This window comes from Viridibacillus sp. FSL H8-0110, from assembly GCF_038003565.1.
Lineage (GTDB): Bacteria > Bacillota > Bacilli > Bacillales_A > Planococcaceae > Viridibacillus > Viridibacillus arenosi.
The window spans coordinates 3,955,340-3,977,886 of the sequence record NZ_JBBOPJ010000001.1 but is presented as its reverse complement, the minus strand read 5'-3'; the positions used below and the strand labels follow the sequence as shown (position 1 = coordinate 3,977,886).

Genomic DNA, 22,547 nt, shown 5'->3' with positions numbered 1-22,547 from the left:
AAAAACTAATCTTACTCAACGAACGCATTTTTAACAACTGCCAAGATAAAAGGACAGCCTCTCAATCAAATCAGAGGCTGTCCTTTTTACCATTTAGCTAAATGTTCTTCGGCGGTGCCGAGTAGTTGTTGGATAGGTAGGTAACAACCGCTGTCTAATCGGACGCGGCCGTTGAAATAGCCTACCATTTGATGTACTTCGGATTTGATAACTTTGGCGTTTGTAGTAGCGATACGTTCAAAGAAAGGTGTGAATGTAAGTTGAACATCATCCGTGAATTTAGATTTAATATGCCAAGGTTGCATAAAATCTTTTGTATTGTATTCGAAAATAACATCTTCATGGATTTTAGTCATCTTGCCATCTAGAAATATTGCATTTTCCGTCATGCCGGTACCATCTGTCCATTGTCCACCTAAGTTTAGACCGATTCGGTGTCCTCTACATCTTTGGGAAGCCATAGCCCAGTTCCAAGTTGCTTCACGTGGCCAAACGCCACGACCATAGTCAAGCACTGCGTAGCACTCTTCTTCTTGAAAATTATAACGTTTTTCTCCTATTTTAACGTAACCGTTAGTTGGTAATGAATGATGTTTTCCAGTAAATTGGAAGGTTTGACGATTCCAAGGGATGACGACATTGAGAGAGTCGTCGTTTACAGGGTGTTTGATTGTTAAGTCAGCATGCAGTAAATCGCCATCAAAATCAGGGATAGTGACAGTCATTTGTGTTTCATTTTGCGCATATAGCAGTTGGATTTTCATATCATCGTGATTGAAACTTATAGTTTCTAATACGCTTGTAGGCATTTTAACTTTATTGCCCAAGGGAATAGTGATTGTTTTTTCAAAGTAACGTTGAGTTTCGTAATCTAAGAAGTAGACGAAACAAACAGCAGCATAATCTAAATGGCTAATTGTAGCAGAGAACATAATTTCATCTCCGAAAACACACCAATAATTCCATTTCTTTTTACGCATGAAATGGCCTTTCAAATTACTATTGATAATTGGTTTTCGAGCGAATCCTATGGCAGCGGGATTTAGATTACCCTTCTTGTCACATAATAATGTCGACTCAACAATTTCTTTTTCTGCGTGCTGTGTCAATTTCGAACACCCTTTCAAACGTAAAGTAGGAGAAACAAATTAGTTGTTTTTATTGTACCAAATTTTTGACTTATATTGGGCAATTCAAATAAGGAATATTGAAATTGTTGTATAAATGTAAAGACACTGACAAATATCATGGAAATGTAATAACATGAGTAATAGTTTGAGGTTCTTTATAAATAGATAAATTTCGTTAAAAAGACTTTTAATGACAAAATAACTACTTTATAAAAATCCTTTACAATAATAGAAATATTCAATCAGGGCAATACATATACATGAGTAAGGAGGTGTGATGGAGCAGTTTACAATCGACAAGCAGCTGTCGCTTACGCCGATAAATGGTGGGACAGCTACAATCCAGCATTTCCGCGATTTGATGTGGATTGTACGAATTATATATCGCAATGTCTTTTTGCAGGAGGCGCACCAATGTGGGGAGCGCCAAACCGATCGGGGGGATGGTGGCTAAAAGGAGGTAATTGGAGTTTTAGTTGGAGTACACCGCATTCATTGCGTTGGTATTTAGAAACTTCAAAGAAGGGACTGAGGGGAAAGCGAGTTGCATCTGCCTATGACTTAGAACTAGGAGATGTTATTTTTTACGATTTCCAAGATAACGGAAGAATAGATCATTCTGTCATCGTTACAAGTTTTCAAGATGGTGAACCTCTTGTGAATGCCCACACATCCAATAGCTTTCATCGACCATGGGAATATTTAGACTCAACTGCTTATACGCCGAATATGAAATACTACTTTTTTCACATAGAAGATGTTATATTACCAATATAATAAAGTACCCGACCTATTCAATGGATAATAGGTCGGGTTTGCTGTGTTTTCAAAAAAAGTAGGCTATTATAATATTGGTTTTTTCATTATTTTTTTGATTTCCAAGCTTTTTCTTGATAGGACTCGATAATGTCGAAGCGATGTTTGTAAACAATGATTAAAATAATAAGAATGATTGGCCACGCAACTGGTAAACATCCGCTGTAAATAATTGATCCTATATAACATACATAACCAAAAAGCATACTTAGTGTTGCGCTTTTCAGGAAAGGAATTGGAATTAAAAAACCAACGACAAAAGCTAAAAATAATAACGGATTAAAAGCAAGTGTAACTCCGACAAAGGTTGCAATACCTTTACCACCTTTGCCTTTTAACCAAAAAGGAAATAAATGGCCGATAATGACAAGGGCACCAGCAACTGCGATTGAAAATTCCGTTTCGTTCAGCAAGTAGCCGAGTAGAACAATGAGTAATCCTTTGCTACCATCACCAATTGAAGTTAGGAAAAATGCGGATTTACCAATAACTGCTCCAGCATTTCTAGCGCCTAAATTCCCGCTGCGATGCTCACGTAAATCGATATTTCGCCATTTACCAACCCACCATGCAGTCATGAATGTACCGACGAAGTAACTTACTAGCCAATAACAAATCGTCAAATAAGACATACAAAATCCTCCAGACTCTTTTTTACAGTATGTAGGAAAAACAACTATGAAAACAACCCTTTTTTAATCGATTATCAAATATTTGGAGGAGTACAATTGAGAAAGATCAGTGCATTAATACTATTTGTATTCATCCTCAGTGGCTGTACATTAGTCGATTATGAAACTAATTCCCAAATCAAATACGGCTTATTAGTAATCAATCAAACAGATATAGCAGAGAGTTCTATCATTCCATTACGAGGTGAATGGTTATTTTTTACTCATGAACTACTATCTAATAGAGAGATAGAGAAGAGGATTATAACATCTAATGTTGATAAAGAATATTTGCCAAGAACTTGGAATGACTCTTTAAGGAATATAACAGACTATGCAACATTTGCTCTCTATTTGAAAATTCCTAAAGAGCAAATTGGTCATACATTTGCGCTTTCTACTCGTTTCCAATCAAGCGCCTATACCTTGCTTGTTGATGGAATGCCCATTTCAACGAGTGGTTCTGTTGGTACTTCTAAAGATACATCAGCTCCTTCAATGACACCTAAAATTGGCTATTTCGTTCCTAACTCTGATAAGATTTTAGTCGTTTTGCAAGTGTCTAATTTTGAAGACAACGTTGGTGGGCCAAGTGAAGAGATTTTATTTGGACGAGCAAATGCTATAGTCAATTATCATTCAGATCGGCAAGCAGCTCTGTTATTTATGAATGGCAGTATAATTATTATAGGGATATACCATATAATTATTTTTTTATATAGGAAAACTGAACGACCTTTCCTTTATTTTGGCTTGTTGAGTCTATTCATAGCGGTGCGCTCACTTTTCGTAGGGCCAATGCTTTTGCAAATGCAGTTCTCACATTTGTCTTGGTTTTTACTAAAGCGAATAGAGCACACATTAATTTACGGATCAGTCTTAGTATATATAGGTTTTATTTCTCGACTATTCCCTAGAGAAGCTGGTAAGAAGATAGTTTATATAGTAATAGCAATAATTATGCCTCTATTATTGCTAACGTGGGTAACACCACCGAGCTTTTTTAAATCTCTTTTCTTTGACATTTTTCCTCTTGCTTTTATACTTATGATTTTCATAACGATTATATTAGTAAAGGCTTTTGTTAACAAAAGACCTACTGCTCTAATGAACTTAATAGCGAATTTATTGTTTTTTATAACGGTGGTGAACGATTATTTGTTTGCAAAGGGTTTAATAGATACACTCATGCTTTCAATTTACGGATTTTTCTTCTACGTCATTTTGCAAGCATTCAATTTAAGTCGCAATTACGCAAAAAATTTCCATGAATCTGAATTACTTAGCAAGGAATTAATGACGTTAAATACATCACTTGACAAAAAGATTCATGAAAGAACATATGAATTACAGTTGAAAAATGAGCGATTGAAGCAACTGACAGAATTAGATGGCTTAACAGGCATTAATAATCGACGCTATTTTGAAGATCGACTACCAATCTGTTTCCGAAAAAGTTACAAAGACAAGTGGCCTCTAACAATACTCATGATTGATATTGATGAATTCAAAAAATATAACGATACATATGGTCATCTAAAAGGTGACGATCTTATTTGTCATACTGTGAATATAATGAAGGATATCGTAGCTGACCGAGGCGTAATTTCTCGTTATGGTGGAGAAGAATTCGCAATCGTTATTCGAGATATGGGCGAGGGTGAGGCAAGGATACTTGCTGAGAAAATACGCAGTTCAGTTGAAAATGCTAAATTTGAACATAAAGGTAGAAGTGATATACAATTTGCAACTATTAGCATTGGTGGCACTACGACATTTATGCATTCATTTGAATCAGTAAGTGATTTTATCGAAGCAGCTGATCAAGCACTTTATCAGTCAAAAAATAGCGGCCGCAATCAAACAAACTTTTTATAATAAAAATGATAAGGATTACTTTCGTCATTTTTTGTTTTTTTTTAGGAATATGGTATGGTGGATAGTGATGCATACATAACTCGTATGATGAAACTTACTGCCAAATTGTAAAAATTTGCAGAGTAGGAGTGATGGAAATGAAGGAACAATCATTAACAGTAATAGAAGCAATTAAACAACGCCGTTCCATTAAAATGTTCAATGGTCAGCCGATTGATCGTGAAGATTTAATGTCGATAATTGACGATGCAGTATGGGCACCTAATCACGGTAACCGTCAACCTTGGCGATTAGTAGTGGCATGCGGTCCTGAATTAGAACCATTAAAAGACCTTATTCGTGAATTTGCTGTACCAAATTGGAAAGAACTTTCAGAAGATGAGCTTCAAAGCAAGATGAGTAAATTCTCATTACCAGGTGCATATGCATTTGTAGTCATTCCAGAAGATGCTCGACAAAAAGAACGTTTAGAAGACTTCGCCGCAGCAAGTAGCTTTATACAAAATATGCAGCTGCTTGCTTGGGATAAAGGAATCGGTGCATGCTGGAAAACTCCTGCTTGGCTAGATAATCCAAAATTCCGTGAACCAATGGGTGTAAAATCAGGTGAACGCATTATCGGCATGTTACAATTCGGCTACTATGATCTTGTACCAAAAGAAAAACCACGTAAATCAGCAAGTGAAATTGTAACGATTTTTGGTGAATAGAAATATACACTAACCATAGTACTTCTATGGTATTAGAAATCCTGCATGCGTTAACCAAACGTATGCGGGATTTCTTTGATTTTGAGGGGAGGGGATGATAAAGAGAGCTTGAGTGAAGTAAAAGAGTAGGCGAGTAGGATAAATGGAAGCCTAAGTAGCAAAAGAATAGATGAGTAGGTTAAATGCGGCCTCAAGCAATGCAAAAAAAGGAGTTCGAGTAATATGAATAAAGTACTAAATCTCTGATTAAATTAATTTTGCAAATAAAAAACGCTCCTTTTTTAAAAGGAGCGTTTTTTATTTATAGGGCATCCTTATCAACTGCTGCTACTTCGTAGTAGTAGTCGCTGATAACACGGAGTCCTTTGTCGTAGTTTTCTAGATGGAAGTGTTCGTTTGGTGCATGGAAGTTTTCACTTGAAAGTCCGAAGCCCATTAAGATTACTGGAGTTCCTAGAATTTCATCAAATGCTGCGACGATAGGAATTGAACCACCACCACGAATATATGCTGTTGGAGTGTTATATATTTTTTCGTAAGAACGTCCAGCAGCTTGGATTAGTGGATGGTTCATTGGTGTAATGAATGGTTTACCTTTATCAAAGTCAGTAACTGTAATTTCAACGCCAGTTGGCTTGTGAGCTGCGATATGTGCGCGTAGCTTTTCTACAATTTCTTCAGGATCTTGATTAGGAACAAGGCGACAAGTTATTTTTGCACCAGCTTCAGCAGGTAAAACTGTTTTAATACCTTCGCCAGAGAAACCACCGAATACGCCGTTTACTTCAAGTGTTGGGCGCGCCCATGTATGTTCAAGGTAAGTGTAACCCTTTTCACCGAATAACTCTTTCACACCAATTTCCTCTTTGATACCTTCCTCGTCAAAGTTTAAAGCGCGAAATGCTGAACGTTCTTCGTCAGTAAGAGGAACAACGTTATCATAAAAGCCATCCACTGTGATAGTGCCGTGCTCATTATGGAAGGATGTTAAAATATCAGCTAAAGCATGTATTGGATTTTGTACACCACCACCATAAAGTCCTGAATGAAGGTCACCTTTCGCTCCACGAATATCTATTTGTACGCCTGTTAAACCACGTAAAGCATAGCAAACAGCAGGTTTCCCAGGTGCATAAAGACCTGTATCTGAAATTAAAACTAAATCTGCAGCTAGATAGTCTTTATGTTCCTCAACGAATGCCGGTAAGTTTTTACTACCGATTTCTTCTTCACCTTCGATTAAAAATTTCACGTTAACGGGTAGCTCACCTTTTAGTTGCATTAAAGCTTCAATGACTTTAATATGCATGAACACTTGACCTTTATCGTCACTTGAACCACGTGCATATAAAATATTGTCACGAATCTCAGGCTTAAACGGTTCGCTATCCCATAAGTTTAAAGGATCAACAGGTTGTACATCATAGTGACCATATACTAAAATGGTTGGTTTGCCTTCAGCGTGTAACCAATCTGCAGTAACAGCGGGATGGCCCCCAGTTTCATTAATTGTGATGTTTTCTAATCCGACTTTTTTCATAGCATCGCCTAAAAAAGCAGCGGCAGTTTTCATGTCTTCTTTATGTTCAGATAAAGAACTGATACTTGGAATAGATAAAAACTGCTTTAATTCTTCCAAATGTTCCTCACGTTTGGTAGTGAAATATTGGTCTATACTATTCATAATTATCCCCCATTTCGAAATATTCGATAATAAAATAAGTATAGCATATCCCTTTAAATAATTTGAAAGGTACACATGAAAAAGAGGTGGATTATCAATAATATGGTATATTGTCTATATGAAAATGTTCTGAATTCGTTTATTAACAGGAGGAAGTTTAGTTGGAGTTTATAGGTTTAATCATATGTTTGGTGGCGTCATTTTTCTTTTCAGGCAGTGAAACAGCTTTAACAGCTATCAATAGGATGAAGGTCCAGTTGCGTGCTGAGCAAGGAGATCGCATGTCTGAAAAATTGTTTTTGCTCATTTCGCATCCGGACCGCATGATTACAACAATTTTAATTGGAAATAATATTGCGAATATACTTTTGCCAACGTTCTTAACCATCATTGCACTTAGACATGGGTGGCCACTTTCGGTAGCTACTACAATTTTGACAGTAATTATCATTATATTCGGAGAAGTACTTCCAAAAACAATCGCTGTAACTTTTGCGGATCGTATTGCTTATATGGTCGCTCCAATCATTGCATTATTAGTGCAAATTTTGCGCCCAATTACTTGGATTATCCAAAGTTTTACCAATATTTTTATCCAAATCATTTCAAATGGAGCAGTGAAAGAAGCAATACTGACGAAAGAAGAACTTCGAACTATGGTGGACATTGCATCAACAGAAGGAACATTTGCTTTTGATGAATCAGAACGCCTTAAAGGTGTTATGGATTTTCCAAATAAAGATGTATCAGATGTTCTCGGTACGCACAGAACAGAGGTTATTGGACTATCTATTCATTCAACGTTTGAAGAGGTGCGCGATACCATTTTGGAATACTCGTTTACCCGTTATCCGGTTTATGATGAAAGTATGGATGATATTGTCGGTATGTTCTATTCAAAGAAATTTATTGAATGGACATTAGATCCTTCGAAAACGCTAGGTGATTTCATAGATCGCGAACCACTTTTTGTAGTTTCGAATATCAATGTAGAAAAAGTATTTAAATTAATGCTGGCTAAGAAAAAGCATTTAGCTATAGTTTTAGATGAATATGGAGGGACGCTTGGGATTATTTCTCATGAAGATATAATAGAAGAAATGATTGGACAAGAAATCGAGGATGAATCGGATGAGGAAGAGGAGTCGCTCATTTATGAAGTGACTGAAACTAAACTTGTTTGTCATGGTCGTCTTGAAATTGTGGAAGCTAATCGCATTTTTGAAGTAAATATTCCACAGCTCCATGATACGTTAGGCGGTTTTGTCCTTGAACAATGCGTACATGTTCCAGAAGAAAATGAATCATTTGATTTTGAGAATCTTCATGTAGTAGTAAATGAAATGGATGATAACCGTATTGCTAAGTTAACTATTACAAAAAAGCCAATCGAATCTGATAAAGAGGAAGAGTAATCGAAAATAAATAAAATCCTATCCAAAATTTTGGGTAGGATTTTTCTTTTGTAATGTAAGCTTTCACTTTAGATAGTTGATATTCCAACGTTTTAGAATCTAGATTACATGATTTATATATTAACCTTACATGAATGTAATAAAATTGAAAGAGAATCCGATAGAGTGAAAGGTTTGTTTTTGCGACAATAGGGTTAACAAAGCAAGACGCGAATCGGAGGTAATGAAAATGAAAACAAATACAAATACAAATACAAATACAAATACAACACTAGAAACAGTTTATGAGGAATATAATCGTTATATATATCATTTATGTCTAAAACTAACTCGCAATAAAGCAGAGGCAGAGGATTTAATGCAAGAAGTTTGGGTGAAAGTTGTACGTTATGAATCTTATGTAGCAGACGTAGATCACGTCAAAGCTTGGTTAACTACAATTTGTATGAACACTTTCCGCGACCGTTATCGCAAAAATGTTCGTCGTAGTAAATACATGATGAACCAACCTGATACTTTAGACGTTCCTGTACTAGATTTGGTTCCCAATAATGAACTATCTACTGAGGAAGTTATTGAGCAAGATGCAATCGCTCAAATTGTGCAAGATAAAATTGGTAAATTAGATGCTATATATCGCAATACATTAGTATATTTCTATGTAAATCAATACTCACTTGTTGAGATTGCAGAATTAATGAATGTTTCAATCGGTACAGTTAAATCTCGTTTATTCCGTGCGAAACAACGTCTAAAAGAAATGATGATGGCCGATCAATCTTCAGTTGAGGCAATCATGCCTGCTTAATCTATAGTTGTCCGTTAATCAAAAGTCGGGCAATCTATACAGAGATCGCCGCCTTGAAAAACGGTAAATATATAAGAAAATAGCTACCCAAATGTGGGTAGCTATTTTGGTATGGTAGGAAGTATGATATTCCAACTATAGGATTTGGCCAAAATTTTGTTCAAAATAAAACCGCTAACACAATAATTTCATGTTAGCGGTTGTTATGAACCAAATAAGCATTTAGAGAAAATCTTACTGAGCGTATGAATTTCTTCTTCGCTGAGCATGCCAAACATTTTTTCGATAATTTCATTTACATGGCGATGTGCCTTTGATAGGAGTTCTCTACCAGTATCTGTAATTTCAAGTTGTGATGCACGACGATCTGTTTCATTTTGCGTCTTTTTAACAAGGCCAGTTTTTATTAGTTTGCTAGTTAGAACAGTTACTCCACCTGTTGTCACTTGAAGTTTTTCAGCGATAGCTGAAGGACGTTTTGGACCTTCGTTATTTAGAAGATCTAGTATTAAAATATGCGTTTTAGAAAAGCCTAGACTGTTCTGGCTATTCCATTCATTTGCCCATTTGCGCTCTAAAGTAGCAACTACTTCAAATAATGAAGAAATGCTTTCTCTTCTAGCATCATTCATATTACTCATCTCCAAAATGTTTCATTCAGCCTTCTAGTGAAAGGCGTTGCATTTCATAAAGCTCATAAGCACGCACCTTGCGTGGGATGAAACGACGAATATCCATATCATTATAGCCAACTTGTAGGCGTTTTTCATCGACCAAAATTGGGCTACGTAGCATTTTTGGATGATCCTTTACAATATCATATAGTTCTTGAATAGAAAGTTGATTTATATCGCAATTTAAGTTTTTGAAGTCTTTAGAGTTTGTAGAAATAATTTCGTCTGTACCATCTTCAGTCATGCTTAAAATCAATTTGAATTCAGACAATGTTAACTGATCAGAGGTAATTCTCTTTTCAGTGAAAGAAATGTTATTTTCCTTTAGCCACTGTAAAGCCTTTTTTGATGATGTACAGCTCGTTTGAGAAAAAATTGTAACAGCCATCTATTTATCCCGCTTTCTCTACTGATTATTATACTTATATCTTACAAGTAAGATATATATAAGTCAATGGTTTTGATATGAAAAACAAGTTAAATTAACATCTAAAGCAGAAAGTTTGAATTTTCGACAAAAATAGTAGCTGATAAATAAAAAAAATCCACTGTACTAATTATGCCCAGTGGATTTTGAAAGTATGAGTTATTTAGTGAACATCTTTTTTCTTAAAGTTTCCGCCTTGAATTTCAGTCATATTACTGAAAGCAAGGAATGCAGAAGGATCGACGTCTTCTACAATGTTTTTTAACTTAGCTTCTTCTAAACGGCTGATAACACAGAAAATCACTTGTTTATCATCTTTTGAATAGCCGCCTTGTCCATTTAAGTAAGTAATACCGCGACCTAAGCGAGACATAATCTGATCTCCAATTTCATCTGCTTCATCACTAATAATCCAGATGGATTTTGTTTGATTCAAGCCTTCAGAAACAAGGTCAATTGTTTTGAATGCAATGAAATATGAAATAAGCGAATACATAGCGCGGTCAAAACCGAATACGAATCCTGCACTACCTAAAATAAATAAGTTCATGAATAAAATAATTTGTCCTACAGAGAAGGGCAACTTTTTATTGAATAAAATGGCTAATGTTTCACTACCATCTAAGCAACCGCCAGCTCTAATTGCAATCCCAACACCAATACCTAGTAATATAATATACCGCCTAAAACCGTAGCTAATAGAGTATCATTTGTAAATGCTGATGAATTATGCATAAATGAAGTCGCTATTGATAAAACGACGATACCATAAGCGACTGAAAAGGCAAATGTTCGACCAATTTGTTTATAGCCTAAATATAGAAATGGTAAGTTAAAGAGGAATAGGAATAACCCTAGTGAAAGATTTGTAAGGTGAGAGGCCATAATGGCAATACCGGTAACGCCACCATCAATCAAGTTGTTTGGGATGAGTACCATTTCCAACCCAACAGCCATGATAAGTGCTCCTATTGTTAAGAAGAAGAGTTTTATTGCATATTTCTTAAGTTTATTTTTTTTTCTTTGTACTATTTTAGCTTTCTTGTCTGAATCCATAAAAACACCTTCCTTATAATAATTTTTACACGATATGTTGCTGATTTCAAGGGATATCTATGAAACCATGGTAAATGTATAGGATTTGAAAAAACTCCGCAAAAGCGGAGTTTTAGTTTTTAGAGAAATAATTAACTTTAGATGCTATTAGCTTGCGGATATTCGTTCTCCAACTTCAGTCGGGCGCTCAAAGTCAAATAGCGACTTTGGCTTCCGCCTTCCAACGACCTCGCAGCTGAACGAGCGCCTTTAGCATTTAGATGATATCCAGCTTCAGGCGCTAGCGGCTCGGGTCGTTTCAGTCGGGCACTCAAAGTCAAAGAGCGACTTTGGCTTCCGTCTTCCAACGACCTCGCAGCTGAACGAGCGCCATCAGCATTTAGATGATATCCAGCTTCAGGCGCTAGCGGCTCGGGTCGTTTCAGTCGGGCACTCAAAGTCAAAGAGCGACTTTGGCTTCCGTCTTCCAACGACCTCGCAGCTGAACGAGCGCCATCAGCATTTAGATGATATCCAGCTTCAGGCGTTAGCGGCTCGGGTCGTTTCAGTCGGGCACTCAAAGTCAAAGAGCGACTTTGGCTTCCGTCTTCCAACGACCTCGCAGCTGAACGAGCACCATCAGCATTTAGATAGATATCCAGCTTCAGCGGCCAACCCCTCGAGGTCACTTCCACTTTCTCGGTCGAAAATTGAAAAGATATTTTCGATTCGAAAGTTCCAGTGCTTGTCGGGGCTGAGCGGGCCGCTTCAGCATTTAGTTATTGATGTCCAGTTGAGAACCATTCTGCTACGTCCCATACTTTTGTAACTAGACCTTCGTAAAATTCAGGTTCATGGCTGACTAGGATGATTGTGCCTTTGTATTCTCTCATAGCTCGTTTTAATTCTTCTTTTGCATGAACGTCTAAGTGGTTTGTCGGTTCATCGAATAGCATCCAGTTACTTTCATCCATCATTAATTTACAAATACGAACTTTTGCTTGTTCTCCACCGCTAAGTTGGCTTAATGGACGTGAGATGTGCTCGTTTTTCAAACCAGTAGATGCTAGAATGGCACGTACTTGGCTTTGCTCCAAACTTGGATATGCATTCCAAACGTCTTCAATTGGTGTGATGTTACCGGCTTTAACTTCTTGTTCAAAATAAGAAGGGAAGAGGAAGTCACCACGCGTTACTTTACCACCAAGAGGCTGAACTTTGCCAAGCATTGTTTTAAGTAGTGTTGATTTACCAACACCATTCATACCTACAAGGGCAATTTTTTCACCACGTTCAATTTCGAAAGTAAGTGGTGGTAATAGTGGTTTGTCCTTGTCGTAGCCAATTAACAAATTTTCAGCTTCTACGACGTAACGACCCGAGCTACGTGATTCTTTAAAGTTAAACTTAGGTTTTGCTGCTGTTTCTGGACGGTCAATACGTTCCATGCGATCCAATTGTTTTTGGCGCGACTTAGCTCGTCCAGTAGTAGAATATCGTGCTTTATTTTTTGCGATAAAGCCTTCTTGTTTTTTAATAAACTCTTGTTGCTTTTCATAAGCATCGATATGTTGACGCTTGTTAATTTCAGCTAGTTCTAAAAACTTTTCGTAAGTGGCAGTGTAGCGAGTTAGTTTTGAAAATTCTAATTGGAAAATAACATCGACAACGCCATTCATAAATTCTGTATCATGTGAAATTAAGAAGAATGCATGTGGGTAACCTTTTAAATAATTTGAAAGCCAAGTTACATGCTCTTCATCCAAGTAGTTGGTAGGCTCATCAAGTAATAAAACTTTTGGTTTTTCTAATAGAAGCTTCGCAAGTAATAATTTTGTACGTTGACCACCAGAAAGTGCTGTTACATCACGCTCAAGGCCGATTGCATCTAAACCAAGTCCACGTGCAACTTCCTCAATTTTCATATCTAATGTATAAAAATCTCCAGCATCTAAAGCATCTTGAATTTCAGCCATCTGTTCTAATAATTCTTCTAGCTCTTCAGGTGTTGCTTCAGCCATTTTGCCTGTAATTTCGTTCATCTCAGATTCTTTTTGGTAAAGCGGTAAAAAGGCATCGCGTAAAGTTTCACGCATCGTTTTACCTGGTGTTAACACAGTATGCTGATCCAAGTAACCGTAATGTGTGTTCGGTAACCATTCAACTTTGCCTTGGTCATGGATTAATTGTCCCGTGATGATACTCATTAATGTGGACTTTCCTACACCATTAGCCCCAACAAGACCAACATGTTCGCCTTCTACGATACGGAACGATACATCTTTAAAAAGTGTACGGTCGCCGAATGTATGGCCAAGATTTTCAACTGTTAAGATACTCATTATTTTGTCCTCCATATAAAATACGATAGTTGCACTTTGTAAAAAAATATTCATTTCCAAACGCATGATTGCAAACGAAGCAATTCGTATTTTTTGTTATAGTTAGTAGTTCGATTTTAGGTCAACATGACGTTGATCATGCAACCGTTGCGACAGGACGTCGCAAACTTAGGTTGCTTTCCTTTAAAAGGCGGTTTTGCATTTAGATGAGATATCCAGCTTCAGGCGCTAGCTGCTTGGGTCGTTTCAGTCGGGCGCTCAAAGTCAAAGAGCGACTTTGGCTTCCGCCTTCCAACGACCGCACAGCTGAACGAGCGCCATCAGCATTTAGATGAGATATCCAGCTTCAGGCGCTAGCTGCTTGGGTCGTTTCAGTCGGGCGCTCAAAGTCAAAGAGCGACTTTGGCTTCCGTCTTCCAACGACCTCGCAGCTGAACGAGCGCCATCAGCTTTTACAATAAAAAAAACCCGCAGTTATGACAACGCTGCGAGTTGTTTGTTCAATTCGGCTAGTTGTTGCTCCATGTCTTTTAGGCGCTGTTCGGCCTGTTCGACAGCTGATCCGTTACCTATTGAATCGAGTTTTTCGATGTCACCTTGATGACGGATGTAGTCGCTTTTTAGTTCTAATATTTGGTATTCTATTTCGGCTTTAGTAGGCATGAAAATACTCCTTTATATAGATTTCGACTATTGTAATGTCTAATTCTGGAACTGCGACTAATTTCAACACAGCTTTTTTATTATTGTATCATACGTGGCGTTTTCTTGGTGTGATCTTGTACTAAAAAAGCCTGTGTTTTTGGTGTTCTGTGCGCAAAATTAATGAGCATGGAATAGATGTAATGGTTGTTACTTTGTAGATCGAGCTTTTTTTGGTTTCGAATGGCGCGGTCGCGACGTGCTTCGTGTAAAAGTAGTTCCATAACAGCATTTTGCAAGTGAGATTGTTTTAATTTGCGACCACTTCCAAGTTGAATAAAACCATTTTGATCACGAGGGAATGCGTGCATGATTTCTGTTTCATTTTGAGAGATGACGATACATGGGATGCCTACAACAGCAACTTTGTAAGGGGTATAACTTGCTGCACAAATGACGATTTGGGCTTGGGAAAGTAGAGTTTCAAGCATATCAGCAGCTTGTATAACAGTAATATTCCTACGACTTAAAGCCATCATATTCAATTCATCTATATCATGTGCGTATGAAGGATCTACTAATACAGAGATACGTACAGGAATTTGCAGTTGCATTAAGTGGCGCATTGTTCGATACGTTAAATTTTCCGAATCACTACCTTCATATACGACGACAATATGAGGTCTTTCTCCTTCATCTTCAGTAGAAGTAATGGCTGCAATTTTTTCAGGTACAACAAATGAAGATGGGCCAGTTAAGTAATGAGGGTCTACCTTTTCTCGAATTTCTCTATAAAGTGTATGCAACACGCAATCAGCTGCTTTACCTCCCTCGCCAAAATCATCAAAATGAACGAGAGCAGGGACAATTTCTTTTAATTTCTCCGTATCTTCGAGTTCTGTATTTATGCCATCACGTACAAGTAAATCAGGCTTTAGTTTCGATATATATTGAAGCAACTGTTTTTGATCGCGGTAAGAAATAGGCTCTATTCCTGTCGCTGCTAGCTTTTTCAAGGCTAACTCAGAAGGTTGCTTAATGAAAATGAGAATTTTTTCATCGCTGAACATCTTAACAAGTGTTGCGATTCTTTCAACAGGGTATAGGTCATTATGTGATGAAACTTCAACCGCAAATGCAATCGTTTTTTTAGAATGATTTTCTGTTTGGTTATTAGTCATTTAAATCCCATCCTTTCAACTTATCTATCTACTTTATGGTGGAAAATTAATGATTATGTCTGTAAAATCACTAGAATGTAAGATACATAGGCTAAACTATCCTTCATTTTGGACGGTATATAGAATAGGAAGGGGCGTGAACAGTTATGTTGATGCGTTCAGCAATTGTCGTTGGAGCAACTGGCTTGACTGGACAGGAGCTTGTCAAAGTCCTTTGTGAGAGTGAAGAGTACGCGGAGATTACAGTAATTGCTCGCCGTGCCTTGAATTTTGAACATCCAAAACTTATTGTGAAAATTCGTCAGTTCGATCAATTGGAAGAAATAGATTTCAAATTTTCCCATGAACTTTATTGCTGCCTAGGTACTACACGTAAAAAGGCAGGCTCAAAGGCTATGTTTGAAAAAGTTGACCTTGAATATCCAGTGAATATCGCATCGATAGCAAAAAAATGTGGTATCCCGCATATACTTGTTATTTCAGCTATGGGTGCAAATAAAAATTCTAATTTCTATTACAATCAAGTAAAAGGGAAAATGGAACAAAATTTAATGGCACTGGAATTACCTCAATTATCGATTTTTAGACCATCGTTACTGTTGGGAAATCGTGAGGAAGTACGCCCAGCAGAGAAAATTAGTGGAGCTGTAATGAATATCTTGAATCCTATATTCAGTGGTCCACTTAAAAAGTACCGTGCTATCGCTGCCAATACATTAGCAAAAGCTATGTATAGTGTAGCTATAAAAAATACAAAACAAAAAGTCAGGGTATTAGAATCTGCAGAAATTTCAATGATTGGAAAGATAGACCCATTAGTTGATGATCATGAGGAAATAATTGACGAAGAACTTATCTTTAATTGGGAGAAACGTCAAGATATTTTCATTGAAAAGGAAATACTTGAAGAAGAAAAAATAGACAAACCGTTAAATGATAAACAGTAATATTCAAAAACTGTTGAAGATAGTTAATAATTTTGTCAAAAAATAATTTTCAAAGTAAACCACCTTGTTTAAGTAGGGTGGTTTACTTTGTTTGGCGAAAAATGTAGTTTTCTGTTCCGTCTAAAGACTGAAATTATGTCGAAATTGTGCTTGTCACCTTATATAAAGAATCTGCATTTGTTACAATAACGATAGGAATTTTGAATTGGAGGTAACATCTATGAAGATCTTACTTGTAGACGGTACAATTATCGGAAGAAAAACTGGTGCAATTTTAAAACAAATAGAGACATATATTAAAGAATTTGATGATAGCTTAGAACTAGAATTATTACATCTAGCAGACTTCGAACATCAATTTGTCGATGGTCGTCCATTTGATCAATATAATACTGATATGAAAACACTTGTGAAAAAATTCGAGGAAGCAGACGGTTATATTTTAGCTACACCTATATTCCAAGGATCAATTCCAGGCGTATTAAAAAATGCATTTGATTTCCTACACCCTAAAGCTTTGCGCTACAAACCGGTTTCAATTGTAGCTAATGGTGGTACACAACAACATCACCTAGTTGTAGAAAACCAACTAAAACCAATCCTCGACTACTTCCGTGCACTCGTAACTCCAAACTACGTATACACACATGCTAGTCACTTTGATAAAGACAACAACATCATAGATGAAAATGTTCTTGAACGATTACAAGAATTAGTACGAGTATTCGGGAAGTACTGCGAACTAAGTAATGATCTTCCGAAGGAACCAATCGACCAACATTAAAAGGAGTGGCTTTTGCCACTCCTTTTTAGTTTGTATAAATTTTACTGCTGTGCCATATGCACACACATTAACCGTTGCATCTTTCATAAACTCAGATGTATACAGAACACCTATGACAGCATCTGCCTCTTTTTCTTTTGCCACCACAATCATTCGATTCTTTGTATCTTCAAGTGCTGTTTTGTCATTTCAGTATACGATTTATTTTCCCCACTCATAGTGCCTCTTAAAGAGCCAAGAATATCACGACCAATATTTTTGGAAGTTACAATTACCCCTCTACTACAGTTATCACTTCTTCAATTGTTGTAATAAGTATTTTTAAATTTTCTTGCACACAAAATTAATACAACTGCACTAATAAAGTAGCACAACTGTATTAAAAACGTTCAATGTGTTATGATTGGGTAATGGAAAAGATAAATAAATTTGAAGTACAAAGAGAAAAAATTGTTCGAGCAACTTGGGCAGTTATTCGAAGAGAGGGACTGGAAAATGCAAGTGTGCGCAACGTTGCACAAGAAGCAAATCTTTCTGTTGGCTCTTTAAGGCACTATTTTTCAACACAAAGTGATCTACTAGTTTATTCAATGGAACTAATTCGAAAAAAATCGGATGAACGAATTGAAGCGATGCGTTTATTTGGCAACGGTCCTTCAATAGAAGATATACTAGAAGTCTTACGTCAGTTTTTGCCGTTAGATTTAGAAAGAAAATTAGAAATGGAGGTTTGGCTATCGTTTTCATCTAAAGCATTAGTGGATGAAGCCATTCGGGCAAAATGTCAGGAGCTTTTAGAAAACTCCTATCAAATTTTGAGAACGATACTTGAATTACTAATATTCTTAAAAGAGGCAAGAGAAGATTTGGATATTGATGTAGAAGTCATTCGATTATATGCCCTCCTTGAAGGGATGTCCTATCATTGCATCATGCTGCCAGATAAATTTACGCCTGAAATCATTAAGCATGTATTACATGAACATTTACAAACGTTAAAATAAGGAGATAAGAATTTATATGGGAAAAAGCTTAGTTTTAGCAGAAAAACCATCTGTAGCACGCGATATAGCACGTGTTTTAGGGTGTACAAAAAAAGGTAATGGCTTTCTAGAGGGGCCTCAATATATTGTTACTTGGGCACTCGGCCATTTAGTTACTCATGCTGATCCAGAACAGTACGATCAGAAGTTTAAAGAGTGGAAGATGGAAGATTTACCGATATTACCGAATCCTTTCAAACTAGTACCTATTCGTCAAACAACAAAACAATACAATGCAGTGAAAGCACAATTAATACGTCAAGACGTCAATCAGATTATTATAGCAACAGATGCAGGGCGTGAAGGGGAGCTAGTAGCTCGCTGGATATTAGAAAAAGCGAAATGCCGTAAACCTGTTAAACGTTTATGGATTTCGTCGGTGACGGATAAAGCTATTAAAGATGGCTTCAAAAACTTAAAAGATGGCCGTTCTTATGAACATTTATATGAGGCAGCTGTAGCACGTGCAGAAGCTGACTGGGTTGTTGGCATTAATGCCACACGTGCTTTGACAGTTAAATATAATGCGCAATTATCCACTGGCCGTGTACAAACACCTACTCTTGCAATGATTGCAGAACGTGAACAACAAATTAAAAACTTTAAACCAAAAACGTATTATGGCTTACAAGCACATACAAACGAAACAAAATTCACTTGGTTTGACCGTCAAAATAATCAATCTCAGTCTTTCCAAAAGGAAAAAATTGAACAGTTATTAAAAAAATTAGACTCTGTAACTGAAGGGGTTGTTCAAGATATTCAAACGTCCCCAAAACGTCAATCTGCCCCAGCATTATTTGATTTGACTGAGCTACAAAAAGAGGCACATAAGCGTTGGAGCTGGTCTGCAAAAGAAACACTTTCAACGCTTCAAAATCTTTATGAGCGTCATAAAGTAGTTACTTATCCGCGTACAGATTCAAAGCATTTAACGGATGATATGAAGAGCACATTAAAGGAACGTATTAAAGCATCGGCTGTTGGGGATAATCGAGCTGCAGCGAACCTTTTACTTCGTAACAATTCAGTACAACCACAAAAGGGTGTTATTGATAATGCAAAAGTATCTGACCACCATGCGATCATTCCAACTGAAGAAGTGGCTATTTTACAAGATTTGTCTGATAAAGAACGTCGCTTATACGATTTAATTGTCAAACGGTTTTTAGCTGTTTTCTTTGGCCCGTTCCAATATGATCAAACAACGGTTACGTTAGCTGTGGGTAATGAAGTATTTAAAGTAAAAGGCCGTACAATTCGTGATGAGGGCTGGAAACGTGTATATCAACAAGATGATGATGACGACACAGATGAGCGTTCACTACCGAGCTACAATAAAGGTGATAAAATCGCTATCCGCGCCATTGCAATGACACAAGGTGATACAAAGCCACCAGCCTATTTCAACGAAGGAACATTACTAGCTGCGATGGAAAATCCAGCACAATTTATGAGTGGTGAGTCGAAGGACTTAATCAAAACGTTAAGTGAAACAGGTGGTATTGGCACTGTAGCAACACGTGCAGATATTATTGAGAAGCTATTTAATTCATTTTTAATTGAGAAAAAAGGTAAGGACCTACATGCTACTTCTAAAGGTCGTCAGCTTTTAGAATTAGTACCGACAGATTTAAAATCACCTGCTTTAACTGCAGAGTGGGAACAACAATTAACGAAAATTGCAAAAGGTTCAGCAAAAAAATCGGATTTCATTAATGATATGGTTAATTTTTCTGAAAAAGCTGTTAGTGATATTAAGAAGAGCGATCAAAAATTCAAGCATGATAATGTTACAGGGAAAAGATGTCCAGATTGTGGGAAATTATTACTTGAGGTGAATGGTAAACGTGGTAAAATGCTTGTCTGCCAAGATCGAGCTTGTGGTCACAAGAAAAAAGTATCAATGGTGACGAATGCGCGCTGTCCAGTTTGTCATAAGAAATTGGAACTTCGTGGTGAAGGAGAAGGACGCATTTTCGTTTGCTCATGTGGCCATCGTGAAAAATTATCGGTATTTGAGAAACGTAAGAAGGAAACTGGTAATACAAAGGTTTCTAAAAAAGAAGTCCAAAAATATATGAAAAAACAAGATGATCAACCACAAAACAATGCAATGGCAGAGGCACTGAAGAAACTTTTAGGAACAAAAGATGAATAAATGGGTATTTTTTACCAATAAAATTTTATGAACATTTGAGAACAACGACCTTTTGAATTTTCAGATAACGGTGTTAAAATAGGTTTTAACTATAATGGTATTAGAAAAGAGGTGATTTGCATGAAATTAGCTGCTCGATTAAACAATCAGTATACAGACATTGAAAATCGTAAACGAGCTCTTAGGCAAAAGAATGCAGGTGATGCTTATCGTAAAACAGCTCAGTATTTTCAACCAAAGTCGAATCCAGCTTTGGAAGAGCTAATGGATTTGCTAACGGGTAAAAAGGAAAAACAACATCAGCCGCAAGTCCAAGCTGCTATTCGTGAGCTTCAACAAAAGGACCATGAATTCCGTGCTAAAGCAAAAGATAACATGGAACAGACATCACCATTAGTTGAGACCTCAGTTGCAGTTAGTCAGGTTATTGAGAAAATGCGTTCCTCTACTAGTGCTACGCTCGAAAAAACAACTGGAGTGTTAGAGAGAGTTCACCATTCAGCATTAGAACCAATGAGACAAGATGTACGTACTGAAGACGAAAATGAGATAATCCAGCAAACTCGTGATCAAATCACCAAAGTAAAACAACCAGTTACAACAGAAGATTCTACTAATCAATTTGGGCAAGTAACAAATTCAACACAAACTTTAGAGCAAAAGCTTAAACAGCGTCTATTTGATCGAGCAATTTCTCGCTATTCATATCATGTGCAGATGGCGAAATCAGGATTTAGAGTGACGCAGCCTAGCTTTTATCGTATTGCTTAGGAGAAGTGAATGTTTTGGCTAAAAATGCAAAAGTACAAAAAACAAATGCAGTGCGCTTATTGGACCAAAAAAAAGTCCCATACTCATTGACAGAATATGAAATCACAGACGGTCAAGTCGATGGTATTTCAGTTGCAGGTAAAATTGGGCAACCTGTCGAGAGTGTTTATAAAACGCTCATTTCTACAGCTAGTAAAGGGAGATTTTACGTTTTCGTCATTCCGGTAGCAGCAGAGCTTAATCTAAAGGCTGCTGCAAAGGCTGTTGGGGAAAAGAAGATAGAGATGCTACCTGTCAAAGATTTATTGCCAACTACAGGGTATATTAGAGGTGGCTGTTCGCCTATTGGTATGAAAAAGTTATTCCCAACCTTCATAGATGAATCAGCAAAAACGATTGACCGTATCTTTGTTAGTGCAGGGAAAATAGGCATGCAAATATGTATCCAACCGGCCGTTTTAGCAAAAATCATCGATGCGAAATTCGCAGCTATTATATAAATCTAGGACAGTATTATTTTAAATAGGAACGAATTTTGTTATAATAGTTTAGTTATCATTGAAAAGCCACTTTATGCTTGTTGCGTAGAGGGCTTTTCATTTTTCTGTAGAAAGAAGGATTCTAGTGAATAAAATAAATAGTTGGCGCTGGGGATTTTTTATGACGGGACTTATCGTCATTGCGCTCGGTGTTTCGTTAACAATTAAAGGGCAAACCTTTGGGGTAGGCTCATGGGATGTACTGCATATAGGTCTATTCAAAAACTTCGGTTTTTCCATTGGTAGTTGGTCAATTATTACTGGCATAATTATTATTGGTATTACAGCAATTGGTACTCGTCAATTGCCTAAGATAGGGACCTTTATCAATATGGTGTGTATCGGTATTTTTATTGATTTCTTCAATTGGTTATTGCCTGATGTTGATCATTTAGCACTACAATTTCTTAGCTTCGTAATCGGTATTATTTTAATAGGTTTAGGTGGCGGAATGTACATCTCAGCAAATCTTGGGGCAGGTCCTCGTGATAGCTTGATGCTTTTAGCTGTAGACAAGTTGGGTTTAAGTATTACTAAAGCCCGTACAATTATGGAAATTGCAGTTGCTGTAGCAGGATGGTTACTTGGTGGTCCTGTAGGTCTTGGTACTGTCCTTATGGCATTTGGTCTTGGTCCTATTGTTCAATTTTCGCTTGCGTATAGCCGCAAATTATTATTGAAATGTATTGGCGAAGAACAAGTAACATTTTCAGAGTTAACGAAATAAGTAGAAAGTGAGTAGATAATTGTCTACTCACTTTTTTAGTACTCTAGAATAAGATGAGTGAGTCATAACAGAGAAATTTAGAAGAGGTTATGAATGATGAATTACTTAATAGAATGTACTGTTTCCATCAAAATAATCTAGAAAAGTAAGTATTCTAATTTT

The 22,547-nt window shown here is 36.9% G+C and carries 20 protein-coding genes and 3 pseudogenes; 12 read left to right on the top strand and 11 right to left on the bottom strand.

The features are described 5' to 3' along the window. Positions 1–86 precede the first annotated feature (86 nt). Positions 87–1,109, bottom strand: a complete 1,023-nt coding sequence (locus MHH98_RS19725; RefSeq protein ID WP_038180301.1) for a DUF2804 domain-containing protein — start codon at positions 1,107–1,109, stop codon at positions 87–89. 306 nt (positions 1,110–1,415) lie between these two features. Here MHH98_RS19725 and MHH98_RS19720 point away from each other — a divergent pair. Then, positions 1,416–1,907: pseudogene (locus MHH98_RS19720) on the top strand (amidase domain-containing protein); the annotation flags it as partial. A gap of 86 nt (positions 1,908–1,993) precedes the next feature. Here the strand turns inward: MHH98_RS19720 and MHH98_RS19715 are convergent. Then, positions 1,994–2,578, bottom strand: coding sequence for a glycerol-3-phosphate acyltransferase (locus tag MHH98_RS19715; protein ID WP_038180298.1), 585 nt, complete (start codon positions 2,576–2,578; stop codon positions 1,994–1,996). A 96-nt stretch (positions 2,579–2,674) separates the two neighbouring features. Here MHH98_RS19715 and MHH98_RS19710 point away from each other — a divergent pair, with 96 nt between their 5' ends. After that, the gene (locus MHH98_RS19710; protein WP_038180297.1) at positions 2,675–4,495 is read left to right on the top strand and encodes a sensor domain-containing diguanylate cyclase; all 1,821 of its coding nucleotides are present in this window, start codon (positions 2,675–2,677) and stop codon (positions 4,493–4,495) included. A 137-nt stretch (positions 4,496–4,632) separates the two neighbouring features. Next, positions 4,633–5,205 carry a nitroreductase family protein gene (locus MHH98_RS19705; RefSeq protein WP_038180295.1) on the top strand — a complete coding sequence of 191 codons (573 nt, stop codon included), beginning with the start codon at positions 4,633–4,635 and terminating at the stop codon, positions 5,203–5,205. Between the two features lie 301 nt (positions 5,206–5,506). On the opposite strand, the gene MHH98_RS19700 is transcribed toward MHH98_RS19705, so the two are convergent. Then, positions 5,507–6,889 (bottom strand): dipeptidase, encoded by a 1,383-nt coding sequence (locus MHH98_RS19700; protein WP_038180292.1) that lies wholly within the window; start codon positions 6,887–6,889, stop codon positions 5,507–5,509. 161 nt (positions 6,890–7,050) lie between these two features. On the opposite strand from MHH98_RS19700, the gene MHH98_RS19695 reads away from it, so the two are divergent. Together MHH98_RS19695 and MHH98_RS19690 are read left to right on the top strand one after the other, a co-directional pair. After that, entirely contained in the window at positions 7,051–8,304 is a 1,254-nt protein-coding gene (locus MHH98_RS19695) for a hemolysin family protein (protein ID WP_038180291.1), read from the top strand. A 229-nt stretch (positions 8,305–8,533) separates the two neighbouring features. Next, complete coding sequence (locus MHH98_RS19690; protein ID WP_076034265.1) at positions 8,534–9,112, top strand: RNA polymerase sigma factor; 579 nt, start codon at positions 8,534–8,536, stop codon at positions 9,110–9,112. A gap of 203 nt (positions 9,113–9,315) precedes the next feature. Here MHH98_RS19690 and MHH98_RS19685 read toward each other — a convergent pair whose 3' ends face one another. The 6 genes and pseudogenes from MHH98_RS19685 to MHH98_RS19660 all read right to left on the bottom strand — a co-directional run bounded on the left by MHH98_RS19685 (position 9,316) and on the right by MHH98_RS19660 (position 15,413). After that, positions 9,316–9,744 carry a MarR family winged helix-turn-helix transcriptional regulator gene (locus MHH98_RS19685; protein ID WP_038180287.1) on the bottom strand — a complete coding sequence of 143 codons (429 nt, stop codon included), beginning with the start codon at positions 9,742–9,744 and terminating at the stop codon, positions 9,316–9,318. Positions 9,745–9,769: 25 nt separating this feature from the next. Further along, the gene (gene spx / locus MHH98_RS19680; RefSeq protein ID WP_340711631.1) at positions 9,770–10,174 is read right to left on the bottom strand and encodes a transcriptional regulator Spx; all 405 of its coding nucleotides are present in this window, start codon (positions 10,172–10,174) and stop codon (positions 9,770–9,772) included. A 202-nt stretch (positions 10,175–10,376) separates the two neighbouring features. Then, positions 10,377–11,269 (bottom strand): annotated as a pseudogene (locus MHH98_RS19675) (YitT family protein). A 758-nt stretch (positions 11,270–12,027) separates the two neighbouring features. After that, complete coding sequence (gene abc-f / locus MHH98_RS19670) at positions 12,028–13,590, bottom strand: ribosomal protection-like ABC-F family protein (RefSeq protein ID WP_038180267.1); 1,563 nt, start codon at positions 13,588–13,590, stop codon at positions 12,028–12,030. 474 nt (positions 13,591–14,064) lie between these two features. Further along, positions 14,065–14,253: an SE1832 family protein gene (locus MHH98_RS19665; protein ID WP_038180262.1), complete on the bottom strand. Its 189-nt coding sequence runs from the start codon at positions 14,251–14,253 to the stop codon at positions 14,065–14,067. A gap of 80 nt (positions 14,254–14,333) precedes the next feature. Continuing rightward, positions 14,334–15,413 (bottom strand): PseG/SpsG family protein, encoded by a 1,080-nt coding sequence (locus MHH98_RS19660; RefSeq protein ID WP_038180261.1) that lies wholly within the window; start codon positions 15,411–15,413, stop codon positions 14,334–14,336. A gap of 146 nt (positions 15,414–15,559) precedes the next feature. On the opposite strand from MHH98_RS19660, the gene MHH98_RS19655 reads away from it, so the two are divergent. Next, positions 15,560–16,360: an oxidoreductase gene (locus MHH98_RS19655; protein ID WP_038180260.1), complete on the top strand. Its 801-nt coding sequence runs from the start codon at positions 15,560–15,562 to the stop codon at positions 16,358–16,360. 220 nt (positions 16,361–16,580) lie between these two features. Next, complete coding sequence (locus MHH98_RS19650; protein WP_038180259.1) at positions 16,581–17,144, top strand: NADPH-dependent FMN reductase; 564 nt, start codon at positions 16,581–16,583, stop codon at positions 17,142–17,144. Here the strand turns inward: MHH98_RS19650 and MHH98_RS22190 are convergent. Both MHH98_RS22190 and MHH98_RS22185 read right to left on the bottom strand, forming a co-directional pair. Then, positions 17,103–17,303: pseudogene (locus MHH98_RS22190) on the bottom strand (heavy metal-binding domain-containing protein); the annotation flags it as partial. The gene MHH98_RS19650 and the pseudogene MHH98_RS22190 sit on opposite strands and share 42 nt — an antisense overlap. After that, positions 17,294–17,416 carry a hypothetical protein gene (locus MHH98_RS22185; RefSeq protein ID WP_445684014.1) on the bottom strand — a complete coding sequence of 41 codons (123 nt, stop codon included), beginning with the start codon at positions 17,414–17,416 and terminating at the stop codon, positions 17,294–17,296. The gene MHH98_RS22185 and the pseudogene MHH98_RS22190, both read right to left, overlap by 10 nt. Before the next feature lie 138 nt (positions 17,417–17,554). On the opposite strand from MHH98_RS22185, the gene MHH98_RS19645 reads away from it, so the two are divergent. The 5 genes from MHH98_RS19645 (at position 17,555) to MHH98_RS19625 (ending at position 22,385) form a co-directional block, all read left to right on the top strand. Then, on the top strand, positions 17,555–18,148 hold the full coding sequence (locus MHH98_RS19645; RefSeq protein WP_038180258.1) for a TetR/AcrR family transcriptional regulator: 594 nt from the start codon (positions 17,555–17,557) through the stop codon (positions 18,146–18,148). A 16-nt stretch (positions 18,149–18,164) separates the two neighbouring features. Continuing rightward, the gene (locus MHH98_RS19640) at positions 18,165–20,348 is read left to right on the top strand and encodes a DNA topoisomerase III (protein WP_340713419.1); all 2,184 of its coding nucleotides are present in this window, start codon (positions 18,165–18,167) and stop codon (positions 20,346–20,348) included. Positions 20,349–20,468: 120 nt separating this feature from the next. Beyond that, complete coding sequence (locus MHH98_RS19635; protein WP_038180254.1) at positions 20,469–21,119, top strand: hypothetical protein; 651 nt, start codon at positions 20,469–20,471, stop codon at positions 21,117–21,119. 14 nt (positions 21,120–21,133) lie between these two features. Beyond that, positions 21,134–21,619, top strand: a complete 486-nt coding sequence (gene ybaK, locus MHH98_RS19630; protein ID WP_038180252.1) for a Cys-tRNA(Pro) deacylase — start codon at positions 21,134–21,136, stop codon at positions 21,617–21,619. Positions 21,620–21,743: 124 nt separating this feature from the next. Next, the gene (locus tag MHH98_RS19625; protein WP_038180250.1) at positions 21,744–22,385 is read left to right on the top strand and encodes a YczE/YyaS/YitT family protein; all 642 of its coding nucleotides are present in this window, start codon (positions 21,744–21,746) and stop codon (positions 22,383–22,385) included. Positions 22,386–22,547: the final 162 nt, after the last annotated feature.